The organism is Pantoea anthophila (assembly GCF_026104315.1).
Classification (GTDB): domain Bacteria; phylum Pseudomonadota; class Gammaproteobacteria; order Enterobacterales; family Enterobacteriaceae; genus Pantoea; species Pantoea anthophila.
Genome location: NZ_CP110473.1, coordinates 3,336,360 through 3,350,909, shown reverse-complemented (window position 1 = coordinate 3,350,909; position 14,550 = coordinate 3,336,360). Strand labels below are relative to the sequence as shown.

At 58.0% G+C, this 14,550-nt stretch carries 15 protein-coding genes and 3 tRNA genes; 9 read left to right on the top strand and 9 right to left on the bottom strand.

Features of this window, described 5'->3' with window-relative positions:
- Window positions 1-21: 21 nt before the first annotated feature.
- Together OJ965_RS18190 and OJ965_RS18185 are read left to right on the top strand one after the other, a co-directional pair.
- On the top strand, window positions 22-1,044 hold the full coding sequence (locus OJ965_RS18190; protein ID WP_009092276.1) for a LacI family DNA-binding transcriptional regulator: 1,023 nt from the start codon (window positions 22-24) through the stop codon (window positions 1,042-1,044).
- A gap of 11 nt (window positions 1,045-1,055) precedes the next feature.
- Window positions 1,056-2,042, top strand: coding sequence for a nucleoside hydrolase (locus tag OJ965_RS18185; RefSeq protein WP_046101164.1), 987 nt, complete (start codon window positions 1,056-1,058; stop codon window positions 2,040-2,042).
- Between the two features lie 14 nt (window positions 2,043-2,056).
- Here OJ965_RS18185 and OJ965_RS18180 read toward each other — a convergent pair whose 3' ends face one another.
- The 3 genes from OJ965_RS18180 to OJ965_RS18170 form a co-directional block, all read right to left on the bottom strand.
- Complete coding sequence (locus OJ965_RS18180; protein WP_046101165.1) at window positions 2,057-2,521, bottom strand: YbaK/EbsC family protein; 465 nt, start codon at window positions 2,519-2,521, stop codon at window positions 2,057-2,059.
- Between the two features lie 94 nt (window positions 2,522-2,615).
- Window positions 2,616-3,410 (bottom strand): siderophore-iron reductase FhuF, encoded by a 795-nt coding sequence (gene fhuF, locus OJ965_RS18175; RefSeq protein WP_265137276.1) that lies wholly within the window; start codon window positions 3,408-3,410, stop codon window positions 2,616-2,618.
- Between the two features lie 184 nt (window positions 3,411-3,594).
- Entirely contained in the window at window positions 3,595-4,692 is a 1,098-nt protein-coding gene (locus OJ965_RS18170) for a GGDEF domain-containing protein (protein ID WP_046101167.1), read from the bottom strand.
- Window positions 4,693-4,924: 232 nt separating this feature from the next.
- Here OJ965_RS18170 and OJ965_RS18165 point away from each other — a divergent pair, with 232 nt between their 5' ends.
- Complete coding sequence (locus OJ965_RS18165; protein WP_111207685.1) at window positions 4,925-5,209, top strand: DUF1435 domain-containing protein; 285 nt, start codon at window positions 4,925-4,927, stop codon at window positions 5,207-5,209.
- 125 nt (window positions 5,210-5,334) lie between these two features.
- Here the strand turns inward: OJ965_RS18165 and OJ965_RS18160 are convergent.
- The 4 genes from OJ965_RS18160 to rsmC all read right to left on the bottom strand — a co-directional run bounded on the left by OJ965_RS18160 (window position 5,335) and on the right by rsmC (window position 6,836).
- Window positions 5,335-5,421 (bottom strand) — tRNA-Leu (locus OJ965_RS18160).
- 28 nt (window positions 5,422-5,449) lie between these two features.
- Window positions 5,450-5,536 (bottom strand) — tRNA-Leu (locus OJ965_RS18155).
- A gap of 30 nt (window positions 5,537-5,566) precedes the next feature.
- Window positions 5,567-5,653, bottom strand: a tRNA-Leu gene (locus tag OJ965_RS18150).
- A 151-nt stretch (window positions 5,654-5,804) separates the two neighbouring features.
- On the bottom strand, window positions 5,805-6,836 hold the full coding sequence (gene rsmC, locus OJ965_RS18145) for a 16S rRNA (guanine(1207)-N(2))-methyltransferase RsmC (protein ID WP_058957763.1): 1,032 nt from the start codon (window positions 6,834-6,836) through the stop codon (window positions 5,805-5,807).
- 105 nt (window positions 6,837-6,941) lie between these two features.
- Between rsmC and OJ965_RS18140 the strand changes: the two genes are divergently transcribed.
- Genes OJ965_RS18140 through yjjG form a run of 3 tightly spaced genes read left to right on the top strand, consistent with a single transcriptional unit; the run spans window position 6,942 to window position 8,463 of the window.
- The gene (locus tag OJ965_RS18140) at window positions 6,942-7,352 is read left to right on the top strand and encodes a DNA polymerase III subunit psi (RefSeq protein WP_265137272.1); all 411 of its coding nucleotides are present in this window, start codon (window positions 6,942-6,944) and stop codon (window positions 7,350-7,352) included.
- The gene (gene rimI, locus OJ965_RS18135) at window positions 7,324-7,764 is read left to right on the top strand and encodes a ribosomal protein S18-alanine N-acetyltransferase (RefSeq protein ID WP_009092266.1); all 441 of its coding nucleotides are present in this window, start codon (window positions 7,324-7,326) and stop codon (window positions 7,762-7,764) included. Before OJ965_RS18140 ends, rimI begins: the two co-directional genes overlap by 29 nt.
- A gap of 18 nt (window positions 7,765-7,782) precedes the next feature.
- On the top strand, window positions 7,783-8,463 hold the full coding sequence (gene yjjG / locus OJ965_RS18130; RefSeq protein WP_009092264.1) for a pyrimidine 5'-nucleotidase: 681 nt from the start codon (window positions 7,783-7,785) through the stop codon (window positions 8,461-8,463).
- A gap of 404 nt (window positions 8,464-8,867) precedes the next feature.
- Here the strand turns inward: yjjG and OJ965_RS18125 are convergent, their stop codons facing one another.
- Entirely contained in the window at window positions 8,868-9,518 is a 651-nt protein-coding gene (locus OJ965_RS18125) for a YtjB family periplasmic protein (protein ID WP_009092263.1), read from the bottom strand.
- A gap of 107 nt (window positions 9,519-9,625) precedes the next feature.
- Between OJ965_RS18125 and serB the strand changes: the two genes are divergently transcribed.
- The 3 genes from serB to nadR all read left to right on the top strand — a co-directional run bounded on the left by serB (window position 9,626) and on the right by nadR (window position 13,316).
- Complete coding sequence (serB, locus tag OJ965_RS18120) at window positions 9,626-10,603, top strand: phosphoserine phosphatase (protein WP_265137267.1); 978 nt, start codon at window positions 9,626-9,628, stop codon at window positions 10,601-10,603.
- Between the two features lie 13 nt (window positions 10,604-10,616).
- Window positions 10,617-11,999, top strand: a complete 1,383-nt coding sequence (gene radA / locus OJ965_RS18115; protein WP_009092261.1) for a DNA repair protein RadA — start codon at window positions 10,617-10,619, stop codon at window positions 11,997-11,999.
- 75 nt (window positions 12,000-12,074) lie between these two features.
- Complete coding sequence (gene nadR, locus OJ965_RS18110; RefSeq protein WP_009092260.1) at window positions 12,075-13,316, top strand: multifunctional transcriptional regulator/nicotinamide-nucleotide adenylyltransferase/ribosylnicotinamide kinase NadR; 1,242 nt, start codon at window positions 12,075-12,077, stop codon at window positions 13,314-13,316.
- A 94-nt stretch (window positions 13,317-13,410) separates the two neighbouring features.
- Here nadR and OJ965_RS18105 read toward each other — a convergent pair whose 3' ends face one another.
- A complete protein-coding gene (locus OJ965_RS18105) occupies window positions 13,411-14,412 on the bottom strand; it encodes a zinc-binding alcohol dehydrogenase family protein (protein ID WP_009092259.1) in 1,002 nt (333 codons plus the stop codon).
- Window positions 14,413-14,550 lie beyond the last annotated feature (138 nt).

Below are 14,550 nucleotides of genomic sequence, written 5' to 3'. Positions count from 1 at the left end.
TTTTTTAGGGAGGAAAGTGATGTGCCTAAGTCGTTAACGGGAAAAGTGACCCGCAGTGAAGTGGCGAAAGCGGCAGGCACCTCAGTGGCAGTTGTCAGTTATGTCATTAACAACGGGCCGCGTCCGGTCGCCGAGGCGACCCGGCAGCGGGTGCTGGAGGCGATTAAAGCGACCGGTTACCGGCCCAATGCGGCTGCACGGGCGCTGGCGTCCGGCAACACCAAAACCTTTGGTCTGGTCGTGCCGAACATCGGCAATCCGTTTGTCGCCTCCATGGCACACGTGCTGTTGCAGGAATCGATGAATCACGGTCATGTCATGCTGCTGGGCGATGCCGGTGACGATCGCCGGCGCGAACTGGAGCTTATTCAGGGGCTGCTCAACCGGCAGGTCGATGGCCTGTTTTATAACAGCGTCGATCGCCATCCTTACATTGACCTGATTAAAGCGAGCGGCACGCCCCTGGTGATGCTGGAACGGGTGGAACCTCAGCCGGGCGTGAACATGCTGCGCGTCAATGAGCGCCAGGCGGCCTGGCAGGTCACGGCACATCTGCTGAGCCACGGCTATCAGCAGGTCGGCATCATCACCGGTCCGGTCGATATGCTTAATGCGCAGGATCGTATTCAGGGCTGGCGCGATGCCATGCAGGAGCGCGGCCTGCCGATTGATGAATCGCTGATGTTTCCCGCCAGCTACACCCCGCAGGGGGGATATGAAGCGGTGCAGACGATGATCGCCCGTGGCTGTGTGCCCCGCGCGCTGTTCACCAGCAACGAAGGTCAGGCGATTGGCGCAGTGCGGGCCTTTTCGGAGCATCAGATCCGGGTGCCACAGGATGTCGCGCTGGTCTGCTTCAACGGGACCAATCAGTCATCGTTTCATGTCCCGACATTAACGACCGTGCGTCAGCCACTGCGCGAGATGGCGCGTGCGGCGATCCACATGCTGAAAGAGGGGCAGAGCGAAGCCCAGTTAAAGGAGTTTCCACACTATCTTGAAATCGGTGAATCCTGCGGCTGCACGCCGCAATCTCAGAGTTAACGAATAAGAAGATGAAAAGAATCATTATTGATTGCGATCCCGGTAATGGGATTGCAGGTGCCAACACCGATGATGGCCTGGCGATTGCGCTGGCCTTAGCCTCACCCGGCCTGTCGCTGGAATTAATCACCACCGTGGCGGGCAATACGCCGAGTGAGGTGGGCGCGCGCGTGGCGAAAGATCTGATTGCCCGGCTGGGACTCTCCATTCCGGTGGTGCAGGGGGCGACACAGGCGCTGCAGGAAGATCCGGCGCCGTGGCGCGAGACGCTCGACAACCGGGTTAATCAGCTGGCGCTGGCCGATCTCTGGCAGGATGTCCGTCAGCCAGCCGATGTCACCGCGGATGGATTTGACGCGGCTGACGCTATCGGCAGGCTGATTTGCGACAATCCGGGCGAGATTACGCTGGTGGCGATTGGCCCGCTGACGAACGTGGCGCTGGCGATGCAGCGCTATCCCGCGATGGCCGAATCGGTGGCAGAGATTGTGGTCATGGGAGGCGTCTTTGCGCTGGATGACTATATCAAAGACACCAACTTCGGCCTGGACCCGGAAGCGGCGCACCAGGTGCTGCACAGTGGTGCTGCGGTAACGCTGGTGCCGATGGATGTCACCACGCAGACGCTGCTGACCCAGCAGGATCTGACCCGGCTGACCGCCGTTGATCATCCGCTGGCCGACTTTGTGCGCGACACGCTGCGCCCGTGGATCGACTATTCGATGCAGACCCGTCAGCTGGCGGGATGCTGGATCCACGATGCGCTGGTGGTCGCCTGGCTGCTGAATCAGCGTGTCGCCTCAGGAATCGATTACCGGGTCGACATTGAGCTGCGTCCCGGTGCCACGCGCGGCAAAAGCTGGCGTTATCGGCAGCCGCTCCGGCTCTCTGTCGGTGTGCCCGAGCAGTGCGGCGCCTCGGTGCATGTCCTGCATCGCGTCGATAACACGCTGCTGTTATCGATCCTTGAGCAGGCTTTCAGACGCCTGATTAGCTGAGCAGAGGTAAAGGGTCAGATCGCTTCGCAGACATCAATCCAGCGGGCATTCGTCAGTTCAGCCATCTGCTGCGGCGAAATGCGGACGGCGCTATGGATGGCGCCAGCGGCAGGTAAGACTTCTTCAAAACTGCGCAGTGAAACATCACAGTAGACGGTCAGCGGATTTTCCAGACCGAAAGGACAGACGCCACCCACCGGGTGGCCGGTCCAGTTAATCACCTCGTCAACGCTCAGCATGCGCGCTTTCGCGCCCAGCGCCGCTTTCAGCTTGCGATTGTCCAGCCGGGCATCGCCTCGCGTCACGATCAGCACCACCTCGTTTTTCACTTTCAGCGACAGGGTTTTTGCTATTTCGCCTGGCGTCACGCCGTGGGCGCGAGCGGCCATCCCGACCGTTGCGGTGCTCTCTGCCAGTTCAATAATTTCAATTTCAGGGGCGTGTTCGGCGAAGAACTGGCGCACAGACTCCAGACTCATCTTTCTCTCCAGGCTGATCGAAGGCGTAAAAATTGCCACAAGCCTCTGTGCCTGTAAACGGGATAAACGGAGAATTCGCGGGAATCGGGTCTGTTTAGCTGCTGCTCAGGGTGCAGTTGCCGCATTGCTGAACATCGGGAATGCGATAGCGCTGGCAACAGCTGCGCCGCACCAGTTCACCGTCACGCGGGATCATGGTGCGATAGAGGGGATTGTCGCTGCCATCCAGCAGCCGCTGGTTAAAGAACAGCGCCTGTTCCAGCTGCAGGACCAGCGTCTCATCTATCTGGCTTTTCAGCTCACCCAGGAACCACTGGAAGGTGAACCCCATGTTGTTCCAGATCAGGCGGGCATTGATGTCACCATGCTGCGTAATGCCATTCACGGCCGGGATGAGATGCTGCTGAATCAGGCGGTCGATGCGCTGCAGAGGATTGAGATAGCGCGCCTCTTCATCCTCCTGCACATCAATCCAGAAGGTGGCCGGATGGCCATGCTCATGAAAACCGACACGAATGTGTTCAGGCGAGCAGTCGAGCGCGCGGGACTCCTGCAGCAGGGCCATCAGCAGCGGCGGGATCAGCAGACCGAAATACCACTGCGCCCAGAGTGAGAGCACGGGTTTCGCTTCACGCACCGCATCGGGATGATCGCGATAGAGATAGTCACTGTAGCGGCGGATAAGCGGGGCGAAGGTGTCAGCGTGTGACCAGACGGCAAGGATCTGCGCATCACGCGGGGCTGACTGGCTGAGCCTGGTCGAATCCAGCAGATAGCTGCGCTGCTGTTGCAGCCGTTCATACAGACTTTCCGCCAGTGGACGGTCATTCTGCCGGAAGATCATCGACTGAGCGCTGAAACGCTGTTCCTGAGCTGAAGCGGTTGCCATGACGACTCGCGAAAAGTGTAGATAAGAAAGCAAATGATAATCGTTATTGATTAACTCTACAAGCGGCGTAAAAGCGTGCGGTTGCTGGCGGTAAAAACAACAGGGGAGGAGAGGAGTAATCAGCCCGGCGATGACCGCGACAGATCGGTCAGATCAACAGGGGCAGACGCCGGTTATCAGCGGGTTATACGGGCTCTTCTGCGGTGTGAGGCGCCTCTCTGGGTAAATCTTCCCAGGCGAGAATGGTATTCCGGCCCTGGTTCTTCGCGACATAGAGGGCACTGTCAGCATTGGCGACGGCCTGGTCGAACTCGTTGTCGTAAATCGGCGCAATCCCCGCGCTGATAGTGACGTGCGTTGACACAGTCTCATTGAACAGATGGGGGATCTCTAAATCCACCACATACTGACGGATGCGCTCTGCCAGCTTCATCGCAATGGAGCTGTTCACGTTGGTCATCAGCACCAGGAACTCTTCACCGCCATAGCGGGTAACGACATCGCGCGAACGCACCGCATCACGGATCGCCACAGAGACCCGCGCCAGCGCCTGATCGCCCATCGCATGACCATAATTGTCGTTGTAGGCCTTGAAGTGATCGATATCCAGCAACAGCACAAAGTGGCTGCCGGCGTGGTTTTCCAGGATATTGTCGAGCCGGTTCTTCAGGCCTCGGCGGTTATACAGCCCGGTCAGCGGATCGAGCATGCTGAGGTCGCTGAAGGTCTCTTTCTCTTCATAAAGCTGATGCATCAGACGCAGGGTAAAGTTGTCGGCCCGGCGGCGCATCAGGTGCTGCAATGAAAAACCGATCAGCGGCAGGGAGATGGTCAGCAGAATAAGCGGCAGATGCTGACCATTGTCGAGCAGCAATACGGTCAGAACGGGCGGGGCGACGTGCAGACAGAAAGCCACCAGATAATCGCTCAGGGCGATGGCGCTGATAAATAACACGCTGATCAGGCTGATAATCAGAAAGCCACCATCAAAATAGAACACCAGATGGAAACGATAATTAATATGCCAGGCCCAGAAGATCCCTAATAGCAGCGCAACAGGATTTAACAGGGGGAGTTTAACTTTGGGCCAGATTAAATGGGCAATTAACGTGAGGGAGCTGAAGGCGGCGACACACATAACCGGCAGCGTCGTCTCACTTTTTTCCGTGCTCATTATTGGCAGCAGATAAAAGAGGGAAACGGCGATATTTAAAAACAGGAAAAGCATCACTGAAAGCCGGTATTTACTCTGCTTCAGTTCTTCATATGATTGTAATTTCATTATAAATACTCGTGACGACCCTGAAATACCAAAGCGCAAGCCAGCAGAAAGGAGGGGTCTGCAGGACCATGAGCAAATATTGCTAGTGCTGTTATTAAAGGTGTTATCGGCCGCAATCTAGCATTTTCCAGATGATCTGTCATCTTCAGCGCCGGGCCAGCCAAAAACAGGCTGCAGAACGGGAAAAACTGTCATATGATAATGGGAATGCTTATCATTTGAGGTTGGCGTCATGGGGATAGCGATCGTAGCGGCCTGCGGCCTGTGGGGAATCAGCTGGGCACTGGGCAAAAAACTGGATAGTGCGTGGGGGGTTCTGCTGCCGTGCATAGCGCTGCCGCTGTTTGCCCTGTGGGAGCCGGGATTCAGTCAGTGGCGAATGGTGATGATCGTTGCGCTGTTGCTGACGGTGGTGATGCTCTTTCATCAGCGCCTGCGTCACTATCTGCTGCTGCCATCCTGCCTGGCATTAGCGACCGGACTGGCGGCGGTTTCCGTGAATTTTCATCTGAATTAGCAACAGTGCAGGGGCGTCATGCTGACGTAACAGAAAAGGTGTAAAAATCAGAAGGCGAGCCTGAAATGGCAAAGAAACGGTCAGAACAGGAAGGAAACATGAATAAAGCCGGAGGATGACAACGTTGGTGCGAAGAGAGGGACTTGAACCCTCACGTCCGTTAAGACACTAACACCTGAAGCTAGCGCGTCTACCAATTCCGCCACCTTCGCATCTTGTTGTCTTTTCATATCACCGCAATGGTGCGAAGAGAGGGACTTGAACCCTCACGTCCGTTAAGACACTAACACCTGAAGCTAGCGCGTCTACCAATTCCGCCACCTTCGCGCAGTGCTCGCGATATGAAACATGTGATTTTGGTGCGAAGAGAGGGACTTGAACCCTCACGTCCGTTAAGACACTAACACCTGAAGCTAGCGCGTCTACCAATTCCGCCACCTTCGCATACCCGTAACACCCTGAGAATGTTACAACCACGGAGGCGCATTCTAGAGATTTTACTCTTTGCGTCAACAACTATTTCGTCGGGCTGAAACGATCGCTCTAAAAAGCAACATTTTCAGCCCGGCAACGCGGTCAGCAGCGGAAAAAAGGATTAACGGGTTTTCGCACCGCGACCATAGACGGCACGGTAAACCTTAAAGCGGCCAGTCTGTGCGATCACTTCATGGCTGCCGAACGCCTCATCCAGCGCCTGTGGATAGGGCAGGAAGGCATTGGCAACGATACGCAGTTCACCGCCGGTGTTCAGATGCTTCACCGCGCCACGGATTAACGCCTGTGCCGCATCGAGGCTGGTCTGCGTGCCTTCATGGAACGGCGGGTTAGAAATAATCATGTCGAAACGTCCGGTGACGTCAGAGAAGACGTTGCTGGGGAAGACCTCGCCCTCAATGCCGTTGGCGGCCAGCGTCGCCTTACTCGCTTCAATCGCCGCCGCGTGAACGTCACACAGCCACAGGCGTACTTTAGGCGAACGGGCGTGCAGTGAGGCGGCAATGACGCCCGCGCCACAACCCATATCCAGCACTTTTCCTTTAGTGTGTGGCGTAAAGGTGGAGAGCAGCAGGGCACTGCCGCTGTCCAGACCATCGCGGCTGAAGACGCCAGGCAGGGTGTGAATCGTCAGGTCATCCATCTGATACTGATGACCAAAGGCGCCGGCATCAAAGTCAGGCTGTGCGTCGAGGCGACCGTGATAGAGACCACAGCGGCGCGCGCTGTCGATCTTCTCCAGCGTTACCCAGGACTCCAGCATGCCTTCTGCACTGCGAACGCCGCTGCGGTTTTCACCGACCACGAACACGTCGCAGCCCACCGGCAGCAGCGACAGCAGATTCTGCAGCTGGAACTGCACTTCCGGCTTATTTTTGGTCCAGAAGTAGACCAGCGTATCGCAGCCCTGCACATCTTCCGCCTGCGCAACCAGTCCATAACGCGCCTGTTCGCCCATACGGCGGCTCAGGTTTTGCCAGTGATGATATTGCTGGGTGTGCACGCGCGACGAGGCGGTTTCCAGCTGAGCGGGCAGGTCATCCTGCAAATCGCCAGCAAATAAAACGTGGCGGGCGGTAAATTCATCACTGTGGCGCAGAATGACTTCGCTGGCCGGGGTAAAAGCAGACATGTAGAGCTCCTGTAAGATCTGAGCGGGGATTATAGTGGTTTGTTGGCGCATGTTCGATGGGTTTGCTAGCATAGCGTCGCATTCAGGCAGCCAACAGGTAACACCATGACGTCCAGGCGCGACTGGCTTTTACAGCAAATGGGAATTACGCAGTATCAACTGCGCCGCCCGCGCGTGCTTCAGGGCGAAATTGCCGTCACGCTGGCGCCGGACACGCAGTTAATCATTGTCGCTGACGTGCCCCCCGGGCTGGATGAACCGCTGATGCGCGACGTGCTGCAGACGCTCAATCTTCAACCCGTCCAGGTGATGACCGTGACGCCGGATCAACTCCAGATGCTGCCGGAAACGCTGAACTGCGCCGGCTGGCTGCTTGGGGTTGAGAGTGCACAGACTTTTAATGGCGTGGCACTGACCAGCGCCGCTTTCAATGAACTGATCAGCAGCGGCGTCGCCAGACGCGCGCTCTGGCAACAGATGTGTAACCATGACAGCCATCTCTTTACTCACCCCTGACGATCGGGCCGAGGCCTTTGCCATCGAGCGTCGCAGTCACGCGTTTCCCTGGAGTGAACAGACGTTTGCCAGCAATCAGGGCGAGCGCTTCCTCAATTTACGGCTGGATGCCGAAGGAAAAATGGCCGCCTTTGCCATTACCCAGGTGGTGCTGGATGAAGCGTCGCTGTTTAACATCGCGGTCGATCCCGCCTGGCAGCGCCGGGGATTTGGCCGTCAGCTGTTGCAGCATCTGATCGACGAGTTAATAAAACGCGATGTGCTGACGCTGTGGCTCGAAGTCCGGGCATCCAATCTGCCCGCCATTGCGCTTTATGAGCAGATGGGATTCAACCAGGTGAGCCGTCGTTCCAACTACTATCCCACCGCCAGCGGGCGTGAAGATGCCCTGATGATGGCGCTGACGCTGTAGCGGTGCTAAGGAGCTTTAATGTCAGAACAGTGGGATTGCATCCTGTTTGATGCGGACGATACCCTTTTTCATTTCGATGCTTATGCCGGTTTGCAGCGGCTGTTCGCCGGTTATGACGTGCAGTTCTCCGACCAGGATTACAGCGACTATCAGGCGGTTAACAAGCCGCTCTGGGTTGATTATCAGAACGGCACGATTACCGCGTTGCAGCTACAGACCCAGCGTTTCAATCACTGGAGCGAAAAGCTCAGCGTCGCGCCGGAGATCCTCAACAGCGGCTTCCTGACCGCCATGGGCGAGATCTGTACGCCACTGCCAGGCGCGGTGAGCCTGATGAAGCAGCTGCACGGTCGGGTAAAGATGGGCATCATCACCAACGGCTTTACCGCGCTGCAGCAGACGCGCCTGGAGCGCACCGGTTTCCGCGACTACTTTTCGGCGCTGGTGATCTCTGAGCAGGTCGGCGTGCCAAAACCGGCGGTGGAGATTTTTGATTATGCGCTGAACCTGATGGGCAATCCGGATCGTCAGCGGGTGCTGATGGTCGGGGATACGCCGGAATCCGATATTCTCGGCGGCATGAATGCCGGGGTGAAAACCTGCTGGCTCGATCATGGCACCCGGCCGCTGCCGGAACATATCAAACCGACCTGGCAGGTCAAATCGCTGGCTGAGCTGGAAGCGCTGCTGATCGGCTAAGGGAAGCTATCTCGCAAATCCGCAACGTTCCCATAAAAAAGGCCCGCAGAGCGGGCCTTTCTCGTTTTTCACAAACTCAGCACGGGACAGCGGTGAGACCGAGCCGGCGAAGGGAACAGGGTCAGATCGGAAAGTCGCTTAAGCCATCCGTGGCCGCTCGGCCCGCGCAATTACGCACCTCATCCCTGAGGTGCGCCCGTAGCCGGGCCAACGCTCTGCGTTGTTCAAAAACGCTCCCGACGTTTTTGTCCCTGGCGCGGGACGCTTTCCTCCTCTGCCCCTGTTCCCTGCGCGTTTAGCTTATTCGTTGCGGTCAGGCTAAGCCGGATTTGGTTTGCCCGGCAGTATAAAAAAGGCCCGCACAGCGGGCCTTTCTCGTTTTATCCTCTCAGCAGAGCCGGACATTACTCTTTCTTCGGGTCATCTTCATCCCGATCCTCCTGCACCGGCGTGCTGGCGGTGAGCAGGAACGGTGACTGCTGCCAGCGGGTACGGCGGTGGCGCAGCAGGGTACGGGAGAGAATGATGCCGATGGCCAGCGCCAGCAGCATCATCAGGCGCAGAATATTGGTGGTGTTGTCGACCTGATGTGAGTCGGTGACCAGCACATGGGTGTCCAGCGTCACGCGCAGAAAGCCCAGCGGGCCATCGTTTCCGGCCAGGGGCTGCACAATCTGGTGGTTGAAATAGCTGCCTGCACGCTGCCCGTCGAGAGCGAGCCTGTCGCGCACGTTGATGTTTTCTCCGCTGTGCGCCACCAGGCTGCCGTCGCCGTCATACACCGACGCATCCAGAATGCGGCTGTTCGCCGTCATCTGATTCAGAATCGCTTCTATCTGATTACGGTTGTTTTCACTGTTGTCCATCAACGGCTTAAGGCTGAACGCCACCTGGCTGGTCAGCGTATGAGCCAGCTCTTCGACCTGTTCAGAACGCGCCATCTGATGACCGGTACTGAACCAGGAGACGCCCTGCATCAGGGCGACCAGCAGCGTCATCGAGATGAGAACGATCACGGTACGATGTAAGCGAAATTTCAGCGCGGTTTTAGCCATTACTCATCCGGGTCATGTCACAACAGAAAGCCTGGAGATTATGTTGCCAGAAGCGACGCAGACAGGGTAGCCTCTTGCGTGGTTTTGTTGTCCCTACAGGAGCTCTGATGCCAAATCGTTTAACCTGGTGCGATCTTCCCGCCGATGTCTCTTTCTGGCCGGGTTTGCCCCTTTCTCTTAGCGGTGATGAAGTGATGCCGCTGGATTATCGCGCTGGCCGCACCGGCTGGCTGCTGTATGGCCGCGGGCTGGATAAGCAACGGCTGACCGATTATCAGCATCAGCTGGGTGCAGCGATGGTGATTGTCAGCGCCTGGAACGTCGATGAGTATCAGGTGATCCGCCTGGCAGGCTCGCTGACGCCGTTTGCGACTAAACTGGCGCACGATGCCGGGCTGGACGTGGCGCCGCTGGGCAAAATCCCCTACCTCAAGACCCCCGGTCTGCTGGTGATGGATATGGACTCCACCGCGATTCAGATCGAATGTATCGACGAGATCGCTAAACTGGCAGGCAGCGGAGAGCAGGTAGCAGAAGTGACAGAGCGCGCGATGCGCGGTGAACTCGACTTCAGCGCCAGCCTGCGTCAGCGCGTCGCTACCCTGCAGGGCGCAGACGCCAATATTCTGAAACAGGTGCGTGATGAGCTGCCTTTAATGCCGGGCTTAACCACCCTGACGCAGAAGCTGCAGGCGCTGGGCTGGCAGGTGGCTATCGCCTCCGGCGGCTTCACCTACTACGCCGAATACCTGCGCGATAAGCTGCATCTGTCGGCCGTAGTCGCCAACGAACTGGAAATTCGCGACGGCAAACTGACCGGCAACGTGCTGGGTCCGATTGTCGACGCACAATATAAAGCCGATACGCTGAAGAAGCTGGCGCAGCGTTTTGATATCGCGCCGGAACAGACGGTCGCGATTGGCGACGGAGCCAATGACCTGCTGATGATCAAAGCCTCCGCGCTGGGCATTGCGTTCCATGCTAAACCTAAGGTGAATGAGCAGACTGCGGTCACCATTCGCCATGCCGATCTCATGGGGGTGTTCTGCATCCTGACCGGCAGCCTGATCCACGAAGAGCGTTAACTGAGGAATTGATTTGGCCAAAGCGGCAAAACGCGCATTTGTCTGTAACGAATGCGGCGCAGATTACCCACGCTGGCAGGGGCAGTGCAGCGCCTGTCACGCCTGGAACACCATCACCGAGGTGCGCATTGCCGCCTCACCCGCGGCTGCGCGCAACGAGCGCCTGAGCGGCTATGCCGGCAGCGCCGGCACCAGCCGGGTGCAGAAACTGTCAGAAATCAGCCTGGAGGCACTCCCGCGCTTCTCCACCACCTTTAAAGAGTTTGATCGGGTGCTGGGCGGCGGCGTGGTGCCGGGCAGTGCGATTCTGATTGGCGGCAGCCCCGGCGCGGGTAAATCCACGCTGCTGCTGCAGGTGATGTGCCGGTTGTCGGAAGGGATGAAAACCCTGTACGTCACCGGCGAAGAGTCCCTGCAACAGGTGGCGATGCGCGCTCATCGTCTGGGATTGCCCACCGAAAATGTGAACATGCTGTCGGAAACCAGCATTGAGCAGATCTGCCTGATCGCCGAGCAGGAGCAGCCGCAGCTGATGGTGATCGACTCGATCCAGGTGATGCACATGGCGGAGATCCAGTCCTCGCCGGGCAGCGTCGCCCAGGTGCGGGAAACCGCCGCCTACCTGACACGCTTCGCCAAAACGCGCGGCGTGGCGATCATCATGGTGGGACACGTCACGAAAGATGGCTCGCTGGCCGGTCCGAAAGTGCTGGAGCACTGCATCGACTGTTCGGTGCTGCTGGATGGCGATGCCGACTCCCGCTTCCGCACCCTGCGCAGTCATAAAAACCGCTTCGGTGCGGTCAATGAGCTGGGGGTGTTTGCCATGACCGAACAGGGCATGCGCGAAGTCAGCAACCCGTCAGCGATCTTCCTGTCGCGCGGGGAAGAGATAACCTCAGGCAGCTCGGTTATGGTGCTCTGGGAGGGAACGCGGCCGCTGCTGGTGGAGATTCAGGCGCTGGTCGATCACTCAATGATGGGCAACCCGCGTCGCGTCGCGGTCGGGCTGGAGCAGAACCGCCTGGCCATACTGCTGGCGGTGCTGCACCGTCACGGCGGATTGCAGATGGCGGATCAGGATGTGTTCGTCAACGTCGTGGGCGGCGTCAAAGTCACCGAAACCAGCGCCGATCTGGCGCTGATGCTGTCGATGGTGTCGAGCCTGCGCGATCGTCCGCTGCCGCAGGATCTGGTGATCTTCGGCGAAGTGGGGCTGGCCGGTGAAATCCGCCCGGTGCCCAGCGGTCAGGAGCGCATCTCGGAAGCGGCGAAGCACGGCTTCAAACGTGCCATCGTTCCGGCAGGAAATGCGCCGAAAAAACCGATTGCCGGGATGCAGGTTTTCAGCGCGAAAAAGCTGGCCGATGCGCTGGCGATTCTGGACGATCTGTAACGCGCCTGACGCCTGCCCGGAAAAACCACGGGCAGGCGGCACCCACCTTAACCGCATTGATGCAGGAGGCACGACATGTCGTCGTTTGAGTATCTGAAAACGGCCATTCGCCAGCAGGGGCACACGCTGCAACAGGTCGCTGACGCCAGCGGCATGACCAAAGGCTATCTGAGCCAGTTGCTCAATGCCAAAATCAAAAGCCCCAGCGCGCAGAAGCTGGAAGCGCTGCACCGCTTTCTGGGGCTGGAATTTCCGCGCCGTGATAAAAGGGTGGGCGTGGTATTCGGTAAGTTCTATCCGCTGCACACCGGCCATATCTATTTGATCCAGCGCGCCTGCAGTCAGGTGGATGAGCTGCACATCATCATGGGCTACGATGAGCCGCGCGATCGGGAGCTGTTTGAGAACAGCGCCATGTCCCAGCAGCCGACGGTCAGCGATCGCCTGCGCTGGCTGCTGCAGACCTTTAAGTACCAGAAAAACATCCGCATTCACGCCTTCAACGAGGAGGGGATTGAACCCTATCCGCACGGCTGGGATGTCTGGAGTGAGGGCGTCAGCGCTTTCCTCAGCGAGCACGGCATTGCTGCGGACTGCATCTACACCAGCGAAGCGCCGGATGCGGAGATGTATCAGCAGCACCTGGGCATTCAGACCGTGCTGGTCGATCCCAACCGATCCTTTATGAGCATCAGCGGCGGGCAGATCCGTCAGGATCCGTTCCGCTTCTGGGAATACATCCCGACAGAAGTTAAACCCTTCTTTGTGCGCACCGTGGCGATCCTCGGCGGCGAGTCGAGCGGTAAATCGACGCTGGTGAACAAACTCGCCAACATCTTCAACACCACCAGTGCCTGGGAATATGGCCGCGACTATGTCTTTTCCCATCTGGGCGGTGACGAAATGGCGCTGCAATATTCTGATTACGACAAGATCGCGCTGGGACAGGCGCAGTACATCGATTTTGCGGTGAAATATGCCAATAAAGTGGCGTTCATCGACACTGATTTCGTGACCACTCAGGCATTCTGTCTGAAGTATGAAGGGCGTGAGCATCCGTTTGTGCAGGCGCTGATCGATGAGTATCGCTTTGATCTGGTGATTCTGCTGGAGAACAATGTGCCCTGGGTAGCGGATGGCTTACGCAGCCTGGGCAGCTCGGTGGATCGGCGGGAGTTTCAGTCCATGCTGGTCACGATGCTGCGGGAAAACAACATCGACTTCGTCCATGTCCAGGAAGATGACTACGACACCCGTTTCCTGCGCTGTATTGAACTGGTCAAAGGGGTACTGGGCGAGAAGAACGTTCAGCCGTAAGGTCTGTCATAGCCCGGTCTGCACCGGGCTACGTCATACATACATCCTCAGCGCGGCGGCTGTTGCTTTTCACCGCCGCCGCAGAACAGCCGGATTAATAGACCATAACCACTTTGCCGCGCATGTGACCTTCCAGCACACGCTGATGGGCAGCGGTTAAGGTCTCAACGCTTAAACCGTGCAGCGTCTCGCTCAGTGTGGTCTGCAGTTTACCTTCATCCAGCAGTGCCGAAACGGCATCCAGAATCTCGCCCTGGCGCGCCATATCGGGCGTTTTAAACATGCTGCGGGTGTACATCAGCTCGAAGTGCAGAGCGGCACTCTTCAGCTTCAGCTGATCCATCGACAGCGGATGCTCATTTTCCACGATGGTGCAGATATGGCCCTGCGGGGCGATCAGTTTTGCCATCGTCTCCCAGTGACCGTCGGTATCATTCAGGCAGAAGATGTAGTCCACCTGTTTAATGCCTTCTTTCTCCAGCTCACCGATCATATCTTTGTAGTTGATCACCTTGTCAGCGCCCCGATCGCGGCACCACTGCGCAGAGTCCTCGCGGGAGGCGGTGGCGATGATCTGAACCTTGCTGCGCAGCTTCGCCAGCGGGATCGCCAGCGATCCGACACCGCCAGCGCCGCCGACGATCAGCAGCGTCTGATCTTCGGTTGCCGTCTCCAGGTTCAGCCGCTCAAACAGGCCTTCCCAGGCGGTCAGCGCCGTCAGGGGAATGGCCGCCGACTGCGCCCAGTCCAGGCTTTCGGGCTTGTGTCCGGTGATGCGCGCATCCACCAGCTGCTCTGTGCTGTTACTGCCAGGACGGGTCAGGTCGCCAGCGTAAAAGACCTCATCGCCAGGTTTAAAGTTGCTGACTTTGCTGCCGACTTCCAGCACGACGCCGCTGGCATCCCAGCCGAGAACACGCGGCACCTGTAAGCCATTTTTGATCGCCCCTTTGTGGACTTTGGTGTCGACCGGGTTGACCGAGGCGGCCTTGACGCTGACCCGCAGGTCATACTCACCGGGCGTCGGGGTTTCAGGGAAGATTTCTGTGAAGTTTTCAGGACTTTCCGGATTAATAGCGATAGCGCGAATAGACATAGCATTTTCCTGTTAAGTCAGGCTCAAAGCCTGGAGAGTGTCAGTTGCCATTCTGGCCCTGGGCAGTGCACGCCAGCCGGTGAAGAGGCCGCCCGGCGGGTGATGCGCTGCCCGTGGCAGACTGGCGTCACGATCTGG

Excerpts from the sequence above, each read along its gene's own strand:
- nadR (WP_009092260.1), top strand. The coding sequence starts at position 12,075 with ATGTCGTCGTTTGAGTATCTGAAAACGGCCATTCGCCAGCAGGGGCAC.
- OJ965_RS18125 (WP_009092263.1), bottom strand. The coding sequence starts at position 9,518 with ATGGCTAAAACCGCGCTGAAATTTCGCTTACATCGTACCGTGATCGTT.
- OJ965_RS18140 (WP_265137272.1), top strand. The coding sequence starts at position 6,942 with ATGACGTCCAGGCGCGACTGGCTTTTACAGCAAATGGGAATTACGCAG.
- OJ965_RS18165 (WP_111207685.1), top strand. The coding sequence starts at position 4,925 with ATGGGGATAGCGATCGTAGCGGCCTGCGGCCTGTGGGGAATCAGCTGG.
- rimI (WP_009092266.1), top strand. The coding sequence starts at position 7,324 with ATGACAGCCATCTCTTTACTCACCCCTGACGATCGGGCCGAGGCCTTT.
- OJ965_RS18105 (WP_009092259.1), bottom strand. The coding sequence starts at position 14,412 with ATGTCTATTCGCGCTATCGCTATTAATCCGGAAAGTCCTGAAAACTTC.
- serB (WP_265137267.1), top strand. The coding sequence starts at position 9,626 with ATGCCAAATCGTTTAACCTGGTGCGATCTTCCCGCCGATGTCTCTTTC.
- fhuF (WP_265137276.1), bottom strand. The coding sequence starts at position 3,410 with ATGGCAACCGCTTCAGCTCAGGAACAGCGTTTCAGCGCTCAGTCGATG.
- OJ965_RS18180 (WP_046101165.1), bottom strand. The coding sequence starts at position 2,521 with ATGAGTCTGGAGTCTGTGCGCCAGTTCTTCGCCGAACACGCCCCTGAA.
- OJ965_RS18185 (WP_046101164.1), top strand. The coding sequence starts at position 1,056 with ATGAAAAGAATCATTATTGATTGCGATCCCGGTAATGGGATTGCAGGT.
- yjjG (WP_009092264.1), top strand. The coding sequence starts at position 7,783 with ATGTCAGAACAGTGGGATTGCATCCTGTTTGATGCGGACGATACCCTT.
- rsmC (WP_058957763.1), bottom strand. The coding sequence starts at position 6,836 with ATGTCTGCTTTTACCCCGGCCAGCGAAGTCATTCTGCGCCACAGTGAT.
- OJ965_RS18170 (WP_046101167.1), bottom strand. The coding sequence starts at position 4,692 with ATGAAATTACAATCATATGAAGAACTGAAGCAGAGTAAATACCGGCTT.